Source organism: Methylomonas sp. LL1 (genome assembly GCF_015711015.1).
GTDB lineage: Bacteria > Pseudomonadota > Gammaproteobacteria > Methylococcales > Methylomonadaceae > Methylomonas.
In genome coordinates, this window is record NZ_CP064653.1 from 1,967,495 (window position 1) to 1,981,644 (window position 14,150).

General features: G+C 52.4%; 18 protein-coding genes. 5 read left to right on the forward strand and 13 right to left on the reverse strand.

The genetic code is table 11. From position 1 onward, the window contains the following. Positions 1-79: 79 nt before the first annotated feature. Positions 80-2,332 (reverse strand): heavy metal translocating P-type ATPase, encoded by a 2,253-nt coding sequence (locus tag IVG45_RS09175; RefSeq protein ID WP_196437518.1) that lies wholly within the window; start codon positions 2,330-2,332, stop codon positions 80-82. Between the two features lie 53 nt (positions 2,333-2,385). Further along, positions 2,386-2,595: a heavy-metal-associated domain-containing protein gene (locus IVG45_RS09180; protein WP_196437519.1), complete on the reverse strand. Its 210-nt coding sequence runs from the start codon at positions 2,593-2,595 to the stop codon at positions 2,386-2,388. A gap of 137 nt (positions 2,596-2,732) precedes the next feature. Between IVG45_RS09180 and IVG45_RS09185 the strand changes: the two genes are divergently transcribed. From IVG45_RS09185 to mutM, 4 genes are read left to right on the forward strand one after another with little or no spacing between them, the layout of a single operon-like run. After that, positions 2,733-3,935: an EAL and HDOD domain-containing protein gene (locus IVG45_RS09185; RefSeq protein WP_196437520.1), complete on the forward strand. Its 1,203-nt coding sequence runs from the start codon at positions 2,733-2,735 to the stop codon at positions 3,933-3,935. A gap of 17 nt (positions 3,936-3,952) precedes the next feature. Continuing rightward, positions 3,953-4,390, forward strand: a complete 438-nt coding sequence (locus IVG45_RS09190) for a rhodanese-like domain-containing protein (RefSeq protein WP_196437521.1) — start codon at positions 3,953-3,955, stop codon at positions 4,388-4,390. Between the two features lie 5 nt (positions 4,391-4,395). After that, complete coding sequence (hflD, locus tag IVG45_RS09195) at positions 4,396-5,019, forward strand: high frequency lysogenization protein HflD (protein WP_196437522.1); 624 nt, start codon at positions 4,396-4,398, stop codon at positions 5,017-5,019. 4 nt (positions 5,020-5,023) lie between these two features. Continuing rightward, the gene (gene mutM, locus IVG45_RS09200) at positions 5,024-5,839 is read left to right on the forward strand and encodes a bifunctional DNA-formamidopyrimidine glycosylase/DNA-(apurinic or apyrimidinic site) lyase (protein WP_196437523.1); all 816 of its coding nucleotides are present in this window, start codon (positions 5,024-5,026) and stop codon (positions 5,837-5,839) included. Between the two features lies 1 nt (position 5,840). On the opposite strand, the gene IVG45_RS09205 is transcribed toward mutM, so the two are convergent. Beyond that, the gene (locus IVG45_RS09205) at positions 5,841-7,541 is read right to left on the reverse strand and encodes an ATP-binding SpoIIE family protein phosphatase (protein WP_196437524.1); all 1,701 of its coding nucleotides are present in this window, start codon (positions 7,539-7,541) and stop codon (positions 5,841-5,843) included. Positions 7,542-7,643: 102 nt separating this feature from the next. Here IVG45_RS09205 and IVG45_RS09210 point away from each other — a divergent pair, with 102 nt between their 5' ends. Then, positions 7,644-8,009, forward strand: coding sequence for a DUF6164 family protein (locus IVG45_RS09210; protein WP_196437525.1), 366 nt, complete (start codon positions 7,644-7,646; stop codon positions 8,007-8,009). A gap of 15 nt (positions 8,010-8,024) precedes the next feature. On the opposite strand, the gene IVG45_RS09215 is transcribed toward IVG45_RS09210, so the two are convergent. The 10 genes from IVG45_RS09215 to IVG45_RS09260 form a co-directional block, all read right to left on the reverse strand. Next, positions 8,025-8,255: a TIGR02647 family protein gene (locus IVG45_RS09215; RefSeq protein WP_196437526.1), complete on the reverse strand. Its 231-nt coding sequence runs from the start codon at positions 8,253-8,255 to the stop codon at positions 8,025-8,027. A 28-nt stretch (positions 8,256-8,283) separates the two neighbouring features. Further along, a complete protein-coding gene (locus IVG45_RS09220) occupies positions 8,284-9,060 on the reverse strand; it encodes a DUF3530 family protein (protein ID WP_230874817.1) in 777 nt (258 codons plus the stop codon). After that, positions 9,057-10,136: an AI-2E family transporter gene (locus IVG45_RS09225; protein WP_196437527.1), complete on the reverse strand. Its 1,080-nt coding sequence runs from the start codon at positions 10,134-10,136 to the stop codon at positions 9,057-9,059. Before IVG45_RS09225 ends, IVG45_RS09220 begins: the two co-directional genes overlap by 4 nt. A gap of 49 nt (positions 10,137-10,185) precedes the next feature. Beyond that, positions 10,186-10,509: a cold shock domain-containing protein gene (locus tag IVG45_RS09230; protein ID WP_196437528.1), complete on the reverse strand. Its 324-nt coding sequence runs from the start codon at positions 10,507-10,509 to the stop codon at positions 10,186-10,188. A 63-nt stretch (positions 10,510-10,572) separates the two neighbouring features. Then, positions 10,573-10,917: a (2Fe-2S) ferredoxin domain-containing protein gene (locus tag IVG45_RS09235; protein ID WP_196437529.1), complete on the reverse strand. Its 345-nt coding sequence runs from the start codon at positions 10,915-10,917 to the stop codon at positions 10,573-10,575. Between the two features lie 177 nt (positions 10,918-11,094). Further along, positions 11,095-11,457 carry a hypothetical protein gene (locus tag IVG45_RS09240; RefSeq protein WP_196437530.1) on the reverse strand — a complete coding sequence of 121 codons (363 nt, stop codon included), beginning with the start codon at positions 11,455-11,457 and terminating at the stop codon, positions 11,095-11,097. A gap of 135 nt (positions 11,458-11,592) precedes the next feature. After that, the gene (locus IVG45_RS09245; protein WP_196437531.1) at positions 11,593-12,000 is read right to left on the reverse strand and encodes a ketosteroid isomerase-related protein; all 408 of its coding nucleotides are present in this window, start codon (positions 11,998-12,000) and stop codon (positions 11,593-11,595) included. Between the two features lie 64 nt (positions 12,001-12,064). Then, positions 12,065-12,601: a cob(I)yrinic acid a,c-diamide adenosyltransferase gene (cobO, locus tag IVG45_RS09250; RefSeq protein ID WP_196437532.1), complete on the reverse strand. Its 537-nt coding sequence runs from the start codon at positions 12,599-12,601 to the stop codon at positions 12,065-12,067. Next, positions 12,598-13,866, reverse strand: coding sequence for a cobyrinate a,c-diamide synthase (locus IVG45_RS09255; protein ID WP_230874818.1), 1,269 nt, complete (start codon positions 13,864-13,866; stop codon positions 12,598-12,600). The genes cobO and IVG45_RS09255 overlap by 4 nt, the downstream gene beginning before the upstream one ends. 10 nt (positions 13,867-13,876) lie before the next feature. Then, a complete protein-coding gene (locus tag IVG45_RS09260) occupies positions 13,877-14,143 on the reverse strand; it encodes a SemiSWEET transporter (RefSeq protein WP_196437533.1) in 267 nt (88 codons plus the stop codon). Positions 14,144-14,150: the final 7 nt, after the last annotated feature.

Sequence of the window (14,150 nt, forward strand, 5' to 3'; positions counted from 1 at the left end):
CAAGAGCGGGAAAAAGCTGCCGGAGTGAAGCATGAAAAATACACATTCAACGGGCGATCTAGCGATTAAGCCAAACTGGCTACTCGGTTTCGTCGAGTTTGATCCAGCGCAAACGATTGGCGTTGCTGACCACGGTCACCGATGACATCGCCATCGCCGCGCCGGCTATCATCGGATTCAACAATAGACCGAATAACGGGTACAACAAGCCGGCGGCCACCGGAATACCGATGGTGTTATAGATGAATGCACCGAACAGGTTTTGCTTGATGTTGGTAACCGTCAACTTGGACAACGCCATCGCTTCCGCCACCTTCAGCAAAGAACCTTGCAACAACACCACATCCGCGCTTTCTATCGCCACATCGGTACCGGTGCCGATTGCGAAACCGACATCGGCTTGGGCCAAAGCCGGCGCGTCGTTAATACCATCGCCGACCATGCCGACGATTTCGCCCCGAGCCTGCAGTTCTTTCACCACGGCGGCTTTATCCCGCGGCAACACTTGCGCCCGAATTTCGCTTATGCCGGCTTGAGCCGCAATCGCTTTCGCGGTAATTTCGTTGTCGCCGGTGACCATCAATACCCGCACGCCGAGGCGCTGTAACTGTTGCACGGCTTGCGCCGAGTCGGCCTTGATCGGATCGGCCACCGACACGATACCGACCACGGCCTGATCGACCGCCAACAGCATCGGCGTTTGTCCCAACGCGGCCAATTCGATCATTTTATCGTGGTGAGATTCGATGGAAACGTTGTTTTCGGCCATCAGCGCGGCATTGCCCAGCAGCCAATGCTGATCGGCAATCCGGCCGGTAATACCATGTCCGGCCACGGATTGAAATTTCCTGACCTTGTCGAGTTTGAGCCGTTGATCTTCCGCCGCCGCCAGTACCGCCGCCGCCAAGGGATGCTCGGACCCCGACTCCAGACTGGCCGCGCGTTGCAATACTTGTTCTTCACTATAGCCTTCGAACGCGGCCACATGCGCCAGCGTCGGTTTACCGATGGTGACGGTACCGGTTTTATCCAGGATCAGGCAAGTCAGCTTGCCGGCTGTTTGCAGGGCTTCACCCTTACGGATCAACACCCCCATTTGCGCGGCGCGTCCGACCGCCACCATCACCGAAATCGGAGTTGCCAGTCCCAATGCACAGGGACAAGCAATCACCAACACGGTCATCGAAGTGACGAACGCATAACCCAGGGCCGGATCAGGCCCGAATATTAACCAGATAAAAAAGGTGAATACCGACAAAGCCACCACCGCCGGCACGAAAATACTGGCAATTTTATCGGCCAGTTTGGCCAAGGCCGGCTTGCTGCTCTGCGCCTGCCGCACGCTTTGAATAATCTGCGCCAACGCGGTATCGCGCCCGATACGGGTGGCGCTAAACAAAAAACTGCCGTTTTGATTGATGGTGCCGGCGGCCACCGTCGAACCAACCAGCTTTTCCACCGGCAAGGATTCGCCGGTCAACATCGATTCGTCGATGGTCGAATGCCCTTCCAGCAACACACCATCCACCGCGATTTTTTCGCCGGGCCTGACCCGCAAGGTTTCGCCCAACCCGACTTCTTCGATAGGGACGTCGATTTCCCGGCCCTCGCGCACCACGCGCGCGGTACGCGGCTGCAAGCCGATCAGCGCCCGGATGGCGGCCGAGGTTTTACCGCGCGCGCGGGTTTCCAAGGCACTGCCTAAATTGATAAACGCCAAGATCACCGCCGAGGCTTCGAAATAAGCATGATTGGACAACGACGGCAGTTGGTCGGAATAATCGATCACAATCGACGAATACAGCCAGGCGGAACCGGTACCCAGGGCAATCAAGGTATCCATATTGGCCTGCTTGACCCTCAACAATTTGATCGCACTGGTGAAAAAATGCCCGCCGGAATAGAACATCACCACCAAGGTCAGCAAGGCTACATTGGTCCAAAAACCGGTGCCTTCGGCGGTTCCCATCAGCGGAAACCAATCCAGATGCGCGCCCAGCATCAGCGGTAGACCCAACGCGCCGGCCACCCCGGCTTTCCGCATCAGATCGAGGTAGCGCTCCTCCTCCTGCTTTTCCTCGTCGGCCGGATCCTCGAAGCCTTCCATCACCGCCGCATCGTAACCGGCTTGTTTCAAGGCGGTCTTCAATAACTCGTGGTCGGCGACACCGGTCACCACGGCGGAATGGTCGGCGAAATTGACATTGACATTGCTAACCCCCTCGACCGATTGCAACGCGGTTTCGACGGCGGCGATACAGCCCGCGCAACGCATCCCCAAGATGGATAACCGAGTTTCTTGTTCCTGATTAATCTCTTGCTCACTATTCATAACAACCTGCTTGGCTGGGTAGTCTCAAAAACCTGGGGATGCGAAAATCTCGCTCACTCGACCGAAAATCCGGCGTCGATGATGGCATCTTCAATCTCATCGAGATCGGTTTTATCCGGATCATATTCGACATCGACCCGCTTATCCTGGTGCGATGCCTTGACCGATACCACGCCGTCAATAGCCGATACGGCCGTGTTTACGGTATTTTCACAGCCGCCGCATTTCATGCCGCTTACGTTGATTGATACAGTTTCGGACATAATGTTCCTCCAATTGATTTAAATAGCTTAATAGAATTTAGGTTAACCCTAGAGCACGCTCGACTAAATTTTACCGCTCATGGTATAAGGCGCTCATGTTTCCATCATAGTTCAACGCCTCTTCATTCGTAAACTAAATGACAGACTTCCTGATAGGTCGCCAGCAAATTCTGGACAATAAACTTAACACGTTTGCCTATGAAGTCCTGTTTCGCGGTAAGGATTTCGACTTATCGGCCAAGGAAGGCGCTACTTGCGCCACCAACCAGGTCATTACCGATACCATCCTGGAAATCGGCCTGAATGAACTGGTGGGCCCGCATCTGGCGTTCATCAATTTCACGACCCAAAACCTGCTGGAAAAAACCCCGCTTCACCTGCCTAAGGACCGGATTGTGATCGAAGTTCTGGAGAATGTGGAGGTGGATACCCTAATTATCAACAATCTGCGCGAATTATCCGACCAAGGCTATACCATCGCGCTGGACGATTTCGTACTGTCGCCGAATTGGGTGCCCTTATTGGAATTCGTCGACATCATCAAACTGGACATCCTGGCCAACAGCCTGGAACAAACTCGACAACTAATCGAAAAACTAAAACCCTACAAACTTAAATTACTGGCGGAAAAAGTCGAAACCCACCAGGAATTTGAATTACTGCGCGAATGGGGTTGCGAGCTATTTCAAGGCTTTTTCTTCAGCAAACCCAACATCGTCGAGGGCAAACGGCTGGATGTACATCAGACGGCGGCCATTCAATTATTAGCAGCCATCAACCAGGAAGATGCCGGATTTAAGGAAATCGGCAAAACCATCTCGCAAGACGTGGCCTTGAGTTACAAATTATTGCACTACATAAACTCCGCCTATTTTTCTATACCCAATAAAATAGAATCGATTCAACACGCCCTCACCTACCTGGGTTTGAGAGAAATCCGGCGCTGGGTAAATATTCTGACCTTATCGTCGATGTCGGCAAAACCGCCCTCGGTGCTGCAACAGCTCCTGGTCCGAGCCAAAATGTGCGAACTGCTGGCGGTTGAAATCCATCAAGATCGCGACACTTATTTTTTAATCGGCCTATTGTCGGGCTTGGATAGTATTTTGGATCAACCGTTGGAAACGGCCCTGAAACACTTACCCCTATCCCACGATGTCGGCAGTGCGATTTTGTATAAAACAGGATTGGCCGGAGAAGCGTTACAATATGCGCTGGATTATGAGCGTTGGGAAATTCAAGGCTCTACTTTCCGTAACATTCAACCTCAACGCATCGCCGCCATCTACTTGGAGTGTATCCAGTGGTGGAGCACCAGCATTTATCCTTTTATCCGCTAACCCTTGCAACAATCACCATGAAAAAAAGTTTGACCTTATTACTTGCCGGATTGCTGTTCAGCGCGCAACTACTGGCGGACGAACTGAAGAGCGTAAGCCCCGAGCAATTACTCGACATGCAGCAAAACCGGAATGCGCTGGTGATCGATGTGCGCACCGAAGCCGAATGGCAAGCTTCCGGCGTCATTTCCAATAGCCATAAACTGCAGTCGTTCGACAATCAGGGCGCATTCGATCAGAATCCATGGCTAGCTAGTCTGGAAAAGCTCAAATCATCGCCCGACCAACCGGTTATTCTGGTGTGCCGCTCCGGCAACCGCAGCGGCAAAGTCGGCGCGTTGCTGGCTCGGCAACTGGGCATGAAAAATATCTACCATCTGGAAAACGGCCTGCAATCCTGGATTAAGTCCGGGCATCCGCTTTCACCCAATTGTCTGGCCATAGCCTGCAAATAAACACCATGTCATTAGTCTCGCTCAGTAATCAGACCGTCGCCCTGGCCGGTATTGCTCAGGCCTGCTCCCTGGTCCGGCAATTAGCCACAAGCGGTAACGCCGACTCGGCGGCGATGGCCGCCAGCATAGGCAGTTTGCTAAAAATCGACTCGGCTAGCGTAATCGATGTTTTTGGCGGCTTGCCGGGAATCCAGCTCGGCCTGCAACAACTCGACAAGCAATTGACCAGCCGGGTAGTATCCAATCCGGAGCAAGCCCGCTATGCAGCCCAATTGGTCCATTTGCAAAAACAACTCAACAAAAACCCCGACATGCTGAACACGATTCGGATCGGCATCACCAAGGCTCAGGCCCAATCCGAGCATTTCGGCGTGATGCATGAAAATGTGCTGGCCAATCTGGCCGAAATTTACCATGCCACGATCAGCACGTTACAGCCGCGCATCATGATCAACGGCGACCCGCAATATCTGGGTAACCAGGCCACGGTGAATAAAATTCGCGCCTTGCTGCTGGCCGGCATACGCGCCAGCCTGTTATGGCGCCAATGCGGCGGCAGCCGCTGGCATTTGCTGTTATCACGCAAAAAACTGCAAGACGAAGCCAACCGATTATTGTCGCAAATTTAACACCATGCCCGAATTACCCGAAGTCGAAACCACTTGCCGCGGCATCGCGCCGCATATCCAAGGCAAGGTTTTCCAACAAATCATCGTACGCCAGCCGCAATTGCGCTGGCCGGTTTCGGATGGCTTGGCGGCCACGCTGGCCGGTTTGAGTTTGTCTCGGGTCAGCCGGCGCGGTAAATATTTATTGCTGGCCACGGAACCCGGCACGTTGATCCTGCATTTGGGCATGTCCGGTAATCTGCGCATTACCGGACTGGGCCAGGAGATAGGCAAACACGACCATGTCGATTTCGTGTTTAACGACGGCACGGTATTACGCTTCAACGACCCGCGTAAGTTTGGCGCGGTCCTGTGGACCGATACTCCCGTCGAGCAGCATCCCTTACTGGCCGGTTTAGGTCCGGAACCATTATCGGATGCTTTCGGCGCCGATTACTTGTTCAGCCACAGCCGAAACCGGCGGGCGCCGATCAAAAACTTGATCATGGATAGCCATCTAGTCGTGGGGGTCGGCAACATTTATGCCAGCGAATCACTATTTTTAGCGGGCTTGCACCCGAACAGGCCGGCCGGAGACATCGGCTTAGCCGATTGCCAACGCTTGGCTGAAGCCATCAAAACCGTATTGCAACGAGCCATAGAGCAAGGCGGCACTACGTTGCGCGACTTTACCAACGCGGAAGGCAAACCGGGTTATTTTCAACAATCGTTGTCGGTTTATGGCCGGAAAGGCCTGTCTTGCCTGAAATGCGCCGAGCCCATCCAACAGGTTAAAATCGGCCAACGGGCCAGCTATTTTTGTAAGGTCTGCCAACACTGATTCAGGCTTCTGTTTGCCAATCGAAAACGGCGGTTACCCGATTGCCGCTGCCATGAAAGGTCAAGCGCGAGCACAGGGTTTCCACCAGTTTTATGCCGCGTCCGCAAAAGCCGCTGTTGCAGTCCAACTCTTGCCGCCGCTGGCGCCAATCAAAACCACAACCGCTATCCACGACTTTAATCGTCAATTGTCCACCCCGCCTTGTGGGCTTATGCGCGAACAGGAAGCGTATCAGGCCTTGCCGCCGGCTTTGCAGGCGTTCCTCTTTTAACTGATAAAAACGCATAAATCCCTCGGGCGTATCCTTGATGGCTGAATCCAGTTCCAATAGGCCGTGATCCAGCGCATTGGCGAACAATTCACTGACAATCAAAAAGATCGCTTGACGGTGTTGCTGCAAACCCTGGATTTCCATCAAGGCATTTACCATGATCGGAATCGGATTAACGACAGCCAGGGTGTCGATACCAAACTCCATCATGTTTTTCCAGTGCAATGCCTGTACAGTGCGTTTCGCTTGTTGCGCACTATTGTCGCGCCAGGGTACGTTCTCGACATCGCAAATGATTTTGACGATAGTAATATCGTCTTTCTGGCTCAAGCCCTGGCTATACTCGGCAAGACGGCTTTGCAGACTCTCAAGGCCTTTACCCGGATGGCCGCTGATCGCCTCGATCACGCGCTCGCTACCGAAGCACTCGCCATGGCCATTCTCGGCATCGAATACGCCATCGGTCAGCAAGTACAGATAATGATGGCGGCTAACACTATAGTTTTGTTCTTCCAGTTCGATGTCTTCCTGAATGCCTAACGGGATGTTCTTGGATTTGATGGCCTTACAACTGCCATCGGCATGATTGACCAGAAAATGCTCGGGCAAGCCGCAAGTAATCAGATTCAAGGTTTTCGAATCGGGATACAACGCAACGGCGGTCGCCGCCAGAAACATGTTGGCCGGTAGCATTTTATGCAGTTTGCCGTTAATCTCTCGAACAATGTCGGGCAGGGTGAAACCTTTCTGAGTCATGCCGTAAAACACTTCCGCCGTGGGCGTGGCGGCAACCGATGCCGACAAACCATGGCCGGTAAAATCGCCCAGCAATAGATACAAATGATCGTCCGGCGTTTTCGCCACCAGCAATAAATCACCGTTAAACAAGGCCGTCGGCGATAAAACCGATTTGACCACATCGGTTTCCAGAAAGTGTCTTTTCAAGACATTGTCGAAAATTCTGACCGCGACTTCCTGTTCAATATCCATCCGCTGCTGGTAGTTCTGCAACTGTTCGCGTTGTTCGACCTCGTGCAGATGAAGCCGGCGTAATTTCAATGAAGACTGGATTTTGCTCAACAACAAACGGCCATTAACCGGACGGGTAATATAGCTATCGATGCCCGCCCCCTCGAAACGATCCAATAAGGCATCATCGATGTTGTCGCAGATCACAACGACCGGCAGGTAGCTTTTCATCGCGGCGCGAATGGCTTTTACTTCATCGCACGAACAAACCTGTGTGCCGAGAACCAACAGATCAAGAGTACCGGCCAGCGTATACTCAAGGATCTGATTTACCGAATCCGCAAGACGGCAATGGTAGCCTGCCGAAGACAGCATGCCTTGCACACTTTCCTGGCAAGAATGCTCGTTTTCAACCAGCACGATGCTGGCGGATTCTTGCGGAAGCGGGTTCTGGTTAATCATGGCGGATCTGTTAAAAGGCTCGTTGTAAGTGATCAAACCGCGACACTTGCTGTTACCGTATAATTTGGCTGATAGTGAACATCCACGTATCCATTAATTCTCATGTCCATACTGTTTTTTCGATTACGAGGCGTACCAGAGGATGAAGCCGACGACATCCGCGAATTGCTGAACGTCAACGGCATCACCTTCTATGAAACATCGGCCGGCAACTGGGGCATTTCCCTGCCGGCCATTTGGCTGCATCATCCCGACGATTTGCCCAAGGCCCAAATACTTTTCGACGACTATCAGCAACAGCGCACCGTCACGCAACGGGCCTTGTATCTCGAATTAAAGCAACAAAACCGGCAAGCCGGCTTTTGGCGGCATAACCTGAAAAAACCGTTCCGCTTTCTCGGCTACTGCGGTCTTTTAAGCCTGATCCTTTATATTTCGATCAAGTGGCTGTTCGAGTTAGGTCTGTAAGCTATCCGGTCAATGCTACTGTAAAATAGTCAGCATTTTCTGGACATGTTCCGCCACTTCCACGCCCAAATCGGTCAGATAGCCGCCATCCTTCTGCGTGGTAAGACCTTTCGAAAATAGCCGATCGGCGGCCTCGATCAGTTGCGCATCGGCTTTGGTATGTACTTTGACCCCTTCCTGGTGCGAGGCCAAATTGAATAATGATAACAAATGAATTTCCGAGACGATTTCATCGCTTATACGCATTTCTTGCTCCATTTTGGAGAGTTAATAATTAATTTGGGCTCAGCGTTAAAGCCAGCCAACTGTATACGCGTTTAATCACCATGCCGGGATCATGCTGATACGCGTGGTTTTCGCCATTGATCCTGATTTGCCGATATACCGGATTGTCCTTGGCCAACATGCGGCGTTGACGGGCGGTATCCACCACCTCGGGTAAATCAAACTCGGCATACAGGTCGAGAAAAGGCAGTGCAATTTTCGGAATAAACTGGCCTATTTGGGCCTGCGGCAAATCGCTGTCCGGCAGCGGCAGACTGATGGCGGCCAGCGCCAGCAAGGCGTCAGGATCCAAGCTAATGCTATAAGCCGCCATGGCCGCCCCCATCCCATAACCAATAACGGCGATATTTTTAGCCCCCTTGCCGCGCAAAAACTCGACCGAAGCCCGGATGCGTTCACGGGCTTCGTCGAACAAAGGATAGTAATCCGCCGCGCCGGCCCCGATTTCACGCAAGGGCAACTGCACGGCCAACGTGGTCCAGTTATGCTGGGGCAACACGGTGCGCAAACCATGAATCAAAAATTGTTGATCGGGTTGCTCTCCCTGATCGTGCAACACAATGGCCGCATTGCTATTGTCGGATTTTTCCGCTTCGGTCAACAAACCTAAAAACTTTTGATCGCCCGCATTTAACCAGACGATCTGTCCCATGCCGAGATTCCGTTGCAGATTGGCGGCATAATCCAGTTCACGAGGCTGGTCGCCGGCCAAGGCCATCTGCGCCAGAACCGAGCATCCCCAAAAAACCAACAACCGCGCTATCACAACCCGGAACCGCCGCCGTAAAAACCGCTAAAGGTGTAGCGTTCGTGGATGTGCCGCAACAATACCATGATGACCGAAGCCACCGGCAATGCCAGCAAGATGCCCAAAAAGCCGAACAATTGCCCGCCGGCCAACACGGCAAATATCACCGCCACCGGATGTAGGCCGATTTTATTGCCCACCAACCAAGGGGTCAGCAGCATGCTTTCCAAGCTATGACCGACGGCAAAAACGATCAGCACCGACACTAAATGCATCGCATCCTGAAATTGCAGCAAAGCCGCCATGAAGGCCATGGTGATGCCGACGAAGGCCCCCATATACGGCACAAAACTGATCAAACCGGCAATCATACCTATCAATAGCGCCAAATCCAGCCCAATCGACAGTAAACCAACACTGTAGATCAGACCCAGGGCCAGCATCACATAAAACTGGCCGCGCAAAAACGCACCCAGCACGTCATCGGCTTCGGCGGCCAACATGCCGACGGTCGAGGCATAACGCCGCGGAAACAAGTCATGGACCCTAGCCACCAGGTCATCCCAATCCCGCAACAAATAAAACGTGATCACCGGAATCAACACCAAATTCATGACCCAACCAACGATGACGGCACCGGAATGCGATACCGATTTGATCAGGTTTTCGCTAACCGAAGAACCGTCTTGCCAGTAACTACGGATGTAGACTATCAATTGTTCGATCTTCAACGGTCTGATGCCCTTACCAAAATATTTCTGCAAGGTCGGAATCACCGATTTATTCAACCATTGTAAATACGAAGGCAGTTTATCGATGAACTCCCCGATTTGATATTCGATGGTCGGAATGATCACCAACATCAACGCCGTCGCCGTGACAATGATGCCCAGGAAAACCACGATGACCGCCCAGGTGCGGTTCAATCGGAAATTGCGGTATTTCAATATTTCCAGCCTATCGACCAGAGGATCGCCCAAATAAGCCAGAATCGCGGCAACCGCAAAAGGCATCAGTATGGGCGCCAATAAATACAACAACCATCCCAGGGCCAAGGCAAAAGCCAATACCAACCATTTTTGCGAATCGCTCATACCGATGACTATTTTACTTTATTAATGGAATAATGCGGTTTGACGGCAATTACATGAAATACGCATAAGCCGCCGCCGCGCTGACCAAGCCCAAGGCCGCGGCAACTATCCATAGCCATTTCCTGGTAACTTTTGGGCTAGGTTGTACAAACTCCACACCCTCGATACGGGCGTTAATTGCCTTGAATTTTCCACCCGCGTCTTGTCCTACCTGATAAAGCAGCACATCGCCCCGCACCGGCCTGCGCGCCATGCCTTTCAAGGCCGAGATGTGCACAAAAATATCTTTATCGCTGTCGTCCGGCTGGATAAACCCGAAACCTCTATCGTCTTTCCAGGTTTTTAAAACGCCCTTATGGACATTGTCTGCCATCGTATTTACCTCTGTCTTGCTGTGTTGTTGAAATATAACCCATCCTTGCCGGTTCCAAACTCCCTATGCGTGACAACGCGGGCCTTGATGAAAAACCCATTCGGTCACCGGCTGGCCGCCAATCAAATGCATATCAATAATTTTGTCCAGCCTTTCGCTGTCGACGGCATAATACCAGACCCCATCCGGTTGCACGCACAGCAGGGGACCTGCCGTGCAAACCCCGAAACAATGGACCTTGCCGCGCTTGATTACGATTTTGCCTTCCGTCAACCCCAACTGCTTCAACTTGGTTTTCAATTCCTCATATAAAGCCGGACCTTCGCCATGATGCGTACAGTTTTTGCCGGCACAAACCAATACATACCGGTCATAGGCCGCCATGGTGGGTTTTGCAATGTCGCTCATAATAAGATCCTCGATTGGCTGAATACTGGAATATCGGGGACAACACCGGATGATTTTTTCGGTTCGGGACGGGTGAAAGGGCGCGACACGCTCGGAATATACGAGGGTTGGAAGATAGGCTAAGCCATGACGGGAATCAATAGGCGCCCCTAACGGAATGCAGGAACGCCAATAGACTTAGATTTTTTTATCGATTAAAACTTTGTCATCAATCACCAGCTTGGACACCCCACCCAGCGACTGATGCAAGGTACATGAAGCGGTTTTAAAGTTGTCGCCTGCTTCGCCCACCCACTCCAGGGTGACATAGGTTTCCTTGTCGGTATCGGTCTTGGAAGGAAAAAAGACTTGCGAACCGGTTTTATTTTCGATCAATTTCGGGCATTTTTGATTCGCCATTTCCTGCATGGCGACGAGGGTTCGAATCTGCGAGGCCGCTTCTTTTTCTTCATTGGTTTGCTCCTTACTGGCGCCCACCAACAAAAAACCCACCACAAACACGCCGGCGACTGCGATCATCAATTTCTGTGTTTCACCCATGGTTGCTCTCCTCTGTTTTATAGTTATATTCGGCTAATCCGAAATGTCACGCTCTGGATTCTATGCCATGTTACACATATCAGCAATTGATGATTCCAAGACCGGCTGGAATCATCCAGGGTGTAAGGCTAAAAACTACTGCGGATCGACCTGCTCAATCCAATCGCCCAGATTATAATAGTTGCTGATACGCGCCACTTTACCATCACGAATTTCAAAAAACGCGCCGGCCGGTAAACGGTATCTTTGGCCGTTGGCTTCCGGCAAACCTTCGTCCGTATTCAGATATTCGCCCAACACCACGAATTCCGCCGCCGCACGGCTGCCGTCCTCGCTGGTCATGATCACCATGTCGACCAGTTGCTCCTTGTAATGGTGATTCATTTTTTTCATGAACTCGGCAAATGCGGCTTTACCCTGTTCGCGATCGCCCTGATTGATGTCGTGAATCACATCATCGGTCAACAAGTTCAGGAAAGTATCCATATCGCCGTTATTGAAGGCTTGATAGTATTTTTCAATAAGTTGTTTGGTTTGCTGCATGATTGCGCCCGTGGCTAAGGATTAAAAAGCCGGCAATTCTGCCAGAATCGGCATTTTTTTTCAGCTAAAATTCCACGCCTTGCTCGGCCTTGATCCCAACCTGAAAGGCATGCTTGATGGGCTTCATTTCCGTCACGGTATGCGCCGCCTCTATCACCTCGGGCGCGGCATTACGCCCGGTCAATACCAGATGCATCCAGGTTGGTTTCTGGTCCCGGATAAAATCGGCGATTTCCTGGCCGCTGATCCAACCGTACCCGCAGCAATAATTGATTTCATCCAGCAGCACCAGATCGAATTCCCGCGACAGGATTTTTTGTTTGCTGAATTCCCAAATCTCGCGACTGGTTTTGATGTCCTGCTCCGGATTTTTGGTGTTCCAGGTAAAACCGTCGCCCAAGGCATGCCATTCGATATTATCAAAGCGCTCGGCGGCCTTTTGTTCACCGGTTTGCCACTGGCCCTTGATAAACTGGATCACGCACACCTTCATCCCCCAGCCGGCGGCGCGAAACACCATGCCGAAGGCACTGGACGATTTGCCCTTGCCTTCGCCAGTATGCACCAATACCACGCCCTGCCTTCTGTCTCTATTTTTCATGAAAACCACTCGGATGCCGCGCGCGGCGCACTGGCGAAATACCAGTGATTATAGGAGGCGCGCAGATTTTTATAGCGTATGCCCTGGTCGCCGTTACAAACAAAAGCCGGCGCGAGGGAAGTTTTGCTTTCGCGGATAGAAAAATGAAACTCATGCCCGCGCATACCGGATGCTTCCTCGCGATAACCCAAGGCCGCCAGTTTGTTTTGCATACGAGACACGAACGGCAAAATATCGGCCATCGGCCAACTTCGGCCGTCGATGGCCAGCAGCGCCTCGCCCAACAGCATGGCCCCACCGCACTCGGCCAACACCGGCTTGCCGGATTCAACAAAGGCTTTCAGCGACGCCCAGGTTGCCGATCGGGCCAGTTGTTTGACATGCAACTCCGGGTAGCCTCCCGGCAACCATAGGGCATCGGCCTCCGGCACCGCTTCGCCGGCCAACGGCGAAAAATATTCCACGCCGGCTCCCTGCGCCATCAACCAATCCACATTGGCTGGATAAATGAAACAACAGGCCTGATCCTTGGCAATCGCCACCGTCTTCCCCTGCAATAATGCCGACGTATCCGCCCGGACCGTTTCGGTTCCTCGCCACTGGCTAAATACCGCCGATAATAGAGCGTCATCGACTTGCAACGCCGCCGCAAAATCCGGCAATTGCTCCATATCCGGCATTTTCAGGCCCAAATGCCTCTCCTCCAGAACGCAAGCTTGTTTACTCAACCAGGCAATCAATGGCGGCAAGCGGTATTCGGCCAGGGCTTCCCGTACCAGTTGGGCATGATGTTCGCTACCCAAACGATTGGCAATAATGCCGGCTATGCTGACGCCTTGTTGGCGGGCAAGGTCGCAAAATCCGCTGACCAACGGCACGATGGAACCGCTCATGCCCCTCGCATCGACCACCAAAATCACCGGCACTTGGAGTTGGGCGGCCAAATCGACACTGGAACCTGCCTGCCCTACCCCGGCACGGCCATCGAACATGCCCATCACGCCTTCGATCAAGCAACAATCCTCTTCCTCGGCCAAGCTATTCAGCAGACGCCGAGATTCGGTTATGCCCACCATCTGCGTATCGAGATTATAGGAAGGCCGCCCGCTGACGGCCGCATGCCACAGGGGATCGAGAAAATCCGGCCCGACTTTGAAGGCACGCGGCTTCAGGCCGCGGCTTTTCAAATATTGCAGCAACGCCAGCATGACCGTGGTTTTACCGCAACCGGAATGGGTACCGGCCAACAGCGCGAGTTTCATCATCTTCCGAGGCTTATTTGCGCAAAGTATTGTAGATTTTAAAACTCAAAATCAGAGAAGCCAGCAACAAGGTCACGGCATTGGCCGCGATAATGGCGGGGTTGGCAAGATAAATGCCGTAAATCAGCCACAACAACACGCCGCTGGTGAACAGGCTGTACATGCCCAACGATAAGGCATCGGTGTCTCGGGTTTTCAGAGTCAAAATGGCTTGCGGCAAAAACGATACCGTGGTCAGCGTGGCCGCCAAGTATCCGATCAAGTCGGGAATCATGTTCATGGGGTTA

What these genes read in the sequence shown, in the direction of transcription:
- IVG45_RS09175 (WP_196437518.1), bottom strand. Translation starts at nt 2,332, where the DNA reads ATGAATAGTGAGCAAGAGATTAATCAGGAACAAGAAACTCGGTTATCC.
- IVG45_RS09180 (WP_196437519.1), bottom strand. Translation starts at nt 2,595, where the DNA reads ATGTCCGAAACTGTATCAATCAACGTAAGCGGCATGAAATGCGGCGGC.
- IVG45_RS09185 (WP_196437520.1), top strand. Translation starts at nt 2,733, where the DNA reads ATGACAGACTTCCTGATAGGTCGCCAGCAAATTCTGGACAATAAACTT.
- IVG45_RS09190 (WP_196437521.1), top strand. Translation starts at nt 3,953, where the DNA reads ATGAAAAAAAGTTTGACCTTATTACTTGCCGGATTGCTGTTCAGCGCG.
- hflD (WP_196437522.1), top strand. Translation starts at nt 4,396, where the DNA reads ATGTCATTAGTCTCGCTCAGTAATCAGACCGTCGCCCTGGCCGGTATT.
- mutM (WP_196437523.1), top strand. Translation starts at nt 5,024, where the DNA reads ATGCCCGAATTACCCGAAGTCGAAACCACTTGCCGCGGCATCGCGCCG.
- IVG45_RS09205 (WP_196437524.1), bottom strand. Translation starts at nt 7,541, where the DNA reads ATGATTAACCAGAACCCGCTTCCGCAAGAATCCGCCAGCATCGTGCTG.
- IVG45_RS09210 (WP_196437525.1), top strand. Translation starts at nt 7,644, where the DNA reads ATGTCCATACTGTTTTTTCGATTACGAGGCGTACCAGAGGATGAAGCC.
- IVG45_RS09215 (WP_196437526.1), bottom strand. Translation starts at nt 8,255, where the DNA reads ATGCGTATAAGCGATGAAATCGTCTCGGAAATTCATTTGTTATCATTA.
- IVG45_RS09225 (WP_196437527.1), bottom strand. Translation starts at nt 10,136, where the DNA reads ATGAGCGATTCGCAAAAATGGTTGGTATTGGCTTTTGCCTTGGCCCTG.
- IVG45_RS09230 (WP_196437528.1), bottom strand. Translation starts at nt 10,509, where the DNA reads ATGGCAGACAATGTCCATAAGGGCGTTTTAAAAACCTGGAAAGACGAT.
- IVG45_RS09235 (WP_196437529.1), bottom strand. Translation starts at nt 10,917, where the DNA reads ATGAGCGACATTGCAAAACCCACCATGGCGGCCTATGACCGGTATGTA.
- IVG45_RS09240 (WP_196437530.1), bottom strand. Translation starts at nt 11,457, where the DNA reads ATGGGTGAAACACAGAAATTGATGATCGCAGTCGCCGGCGTGTTTGTG.
- IVG45_RS09245 (WP_196437531.1), bottom strand. Translation starts at nt 12,000, where the DNA reads ATGCAGCAAACCAAACAACTTATTGAAAAATACTATCAAGCCTTCAAT.
- cobO (WP_196437532.1), bottom strand. Translation starts at nt 12,601, where the DNA reads ATGAAAAATAGAGACAGAAGGCAGGGCGTGGTATTGGTGCATACTGGC.
- IVG45_RS09255 (WP_230874818.1), bottom strand. Translation starts at nt 13,866, where the DNA reads ATGATGAAACTCGCGCTGTTGGCCGGTACCCATTCCGGTTGCGGTAAA.
- IVG45_RS09260 (WP_196437533.1), bottom strand. Translation starts at nt 14,143, where the DNA reads ATGAACATGATTCCCGACTTGATCGGATACTTGGCGGCCACGCTGACC.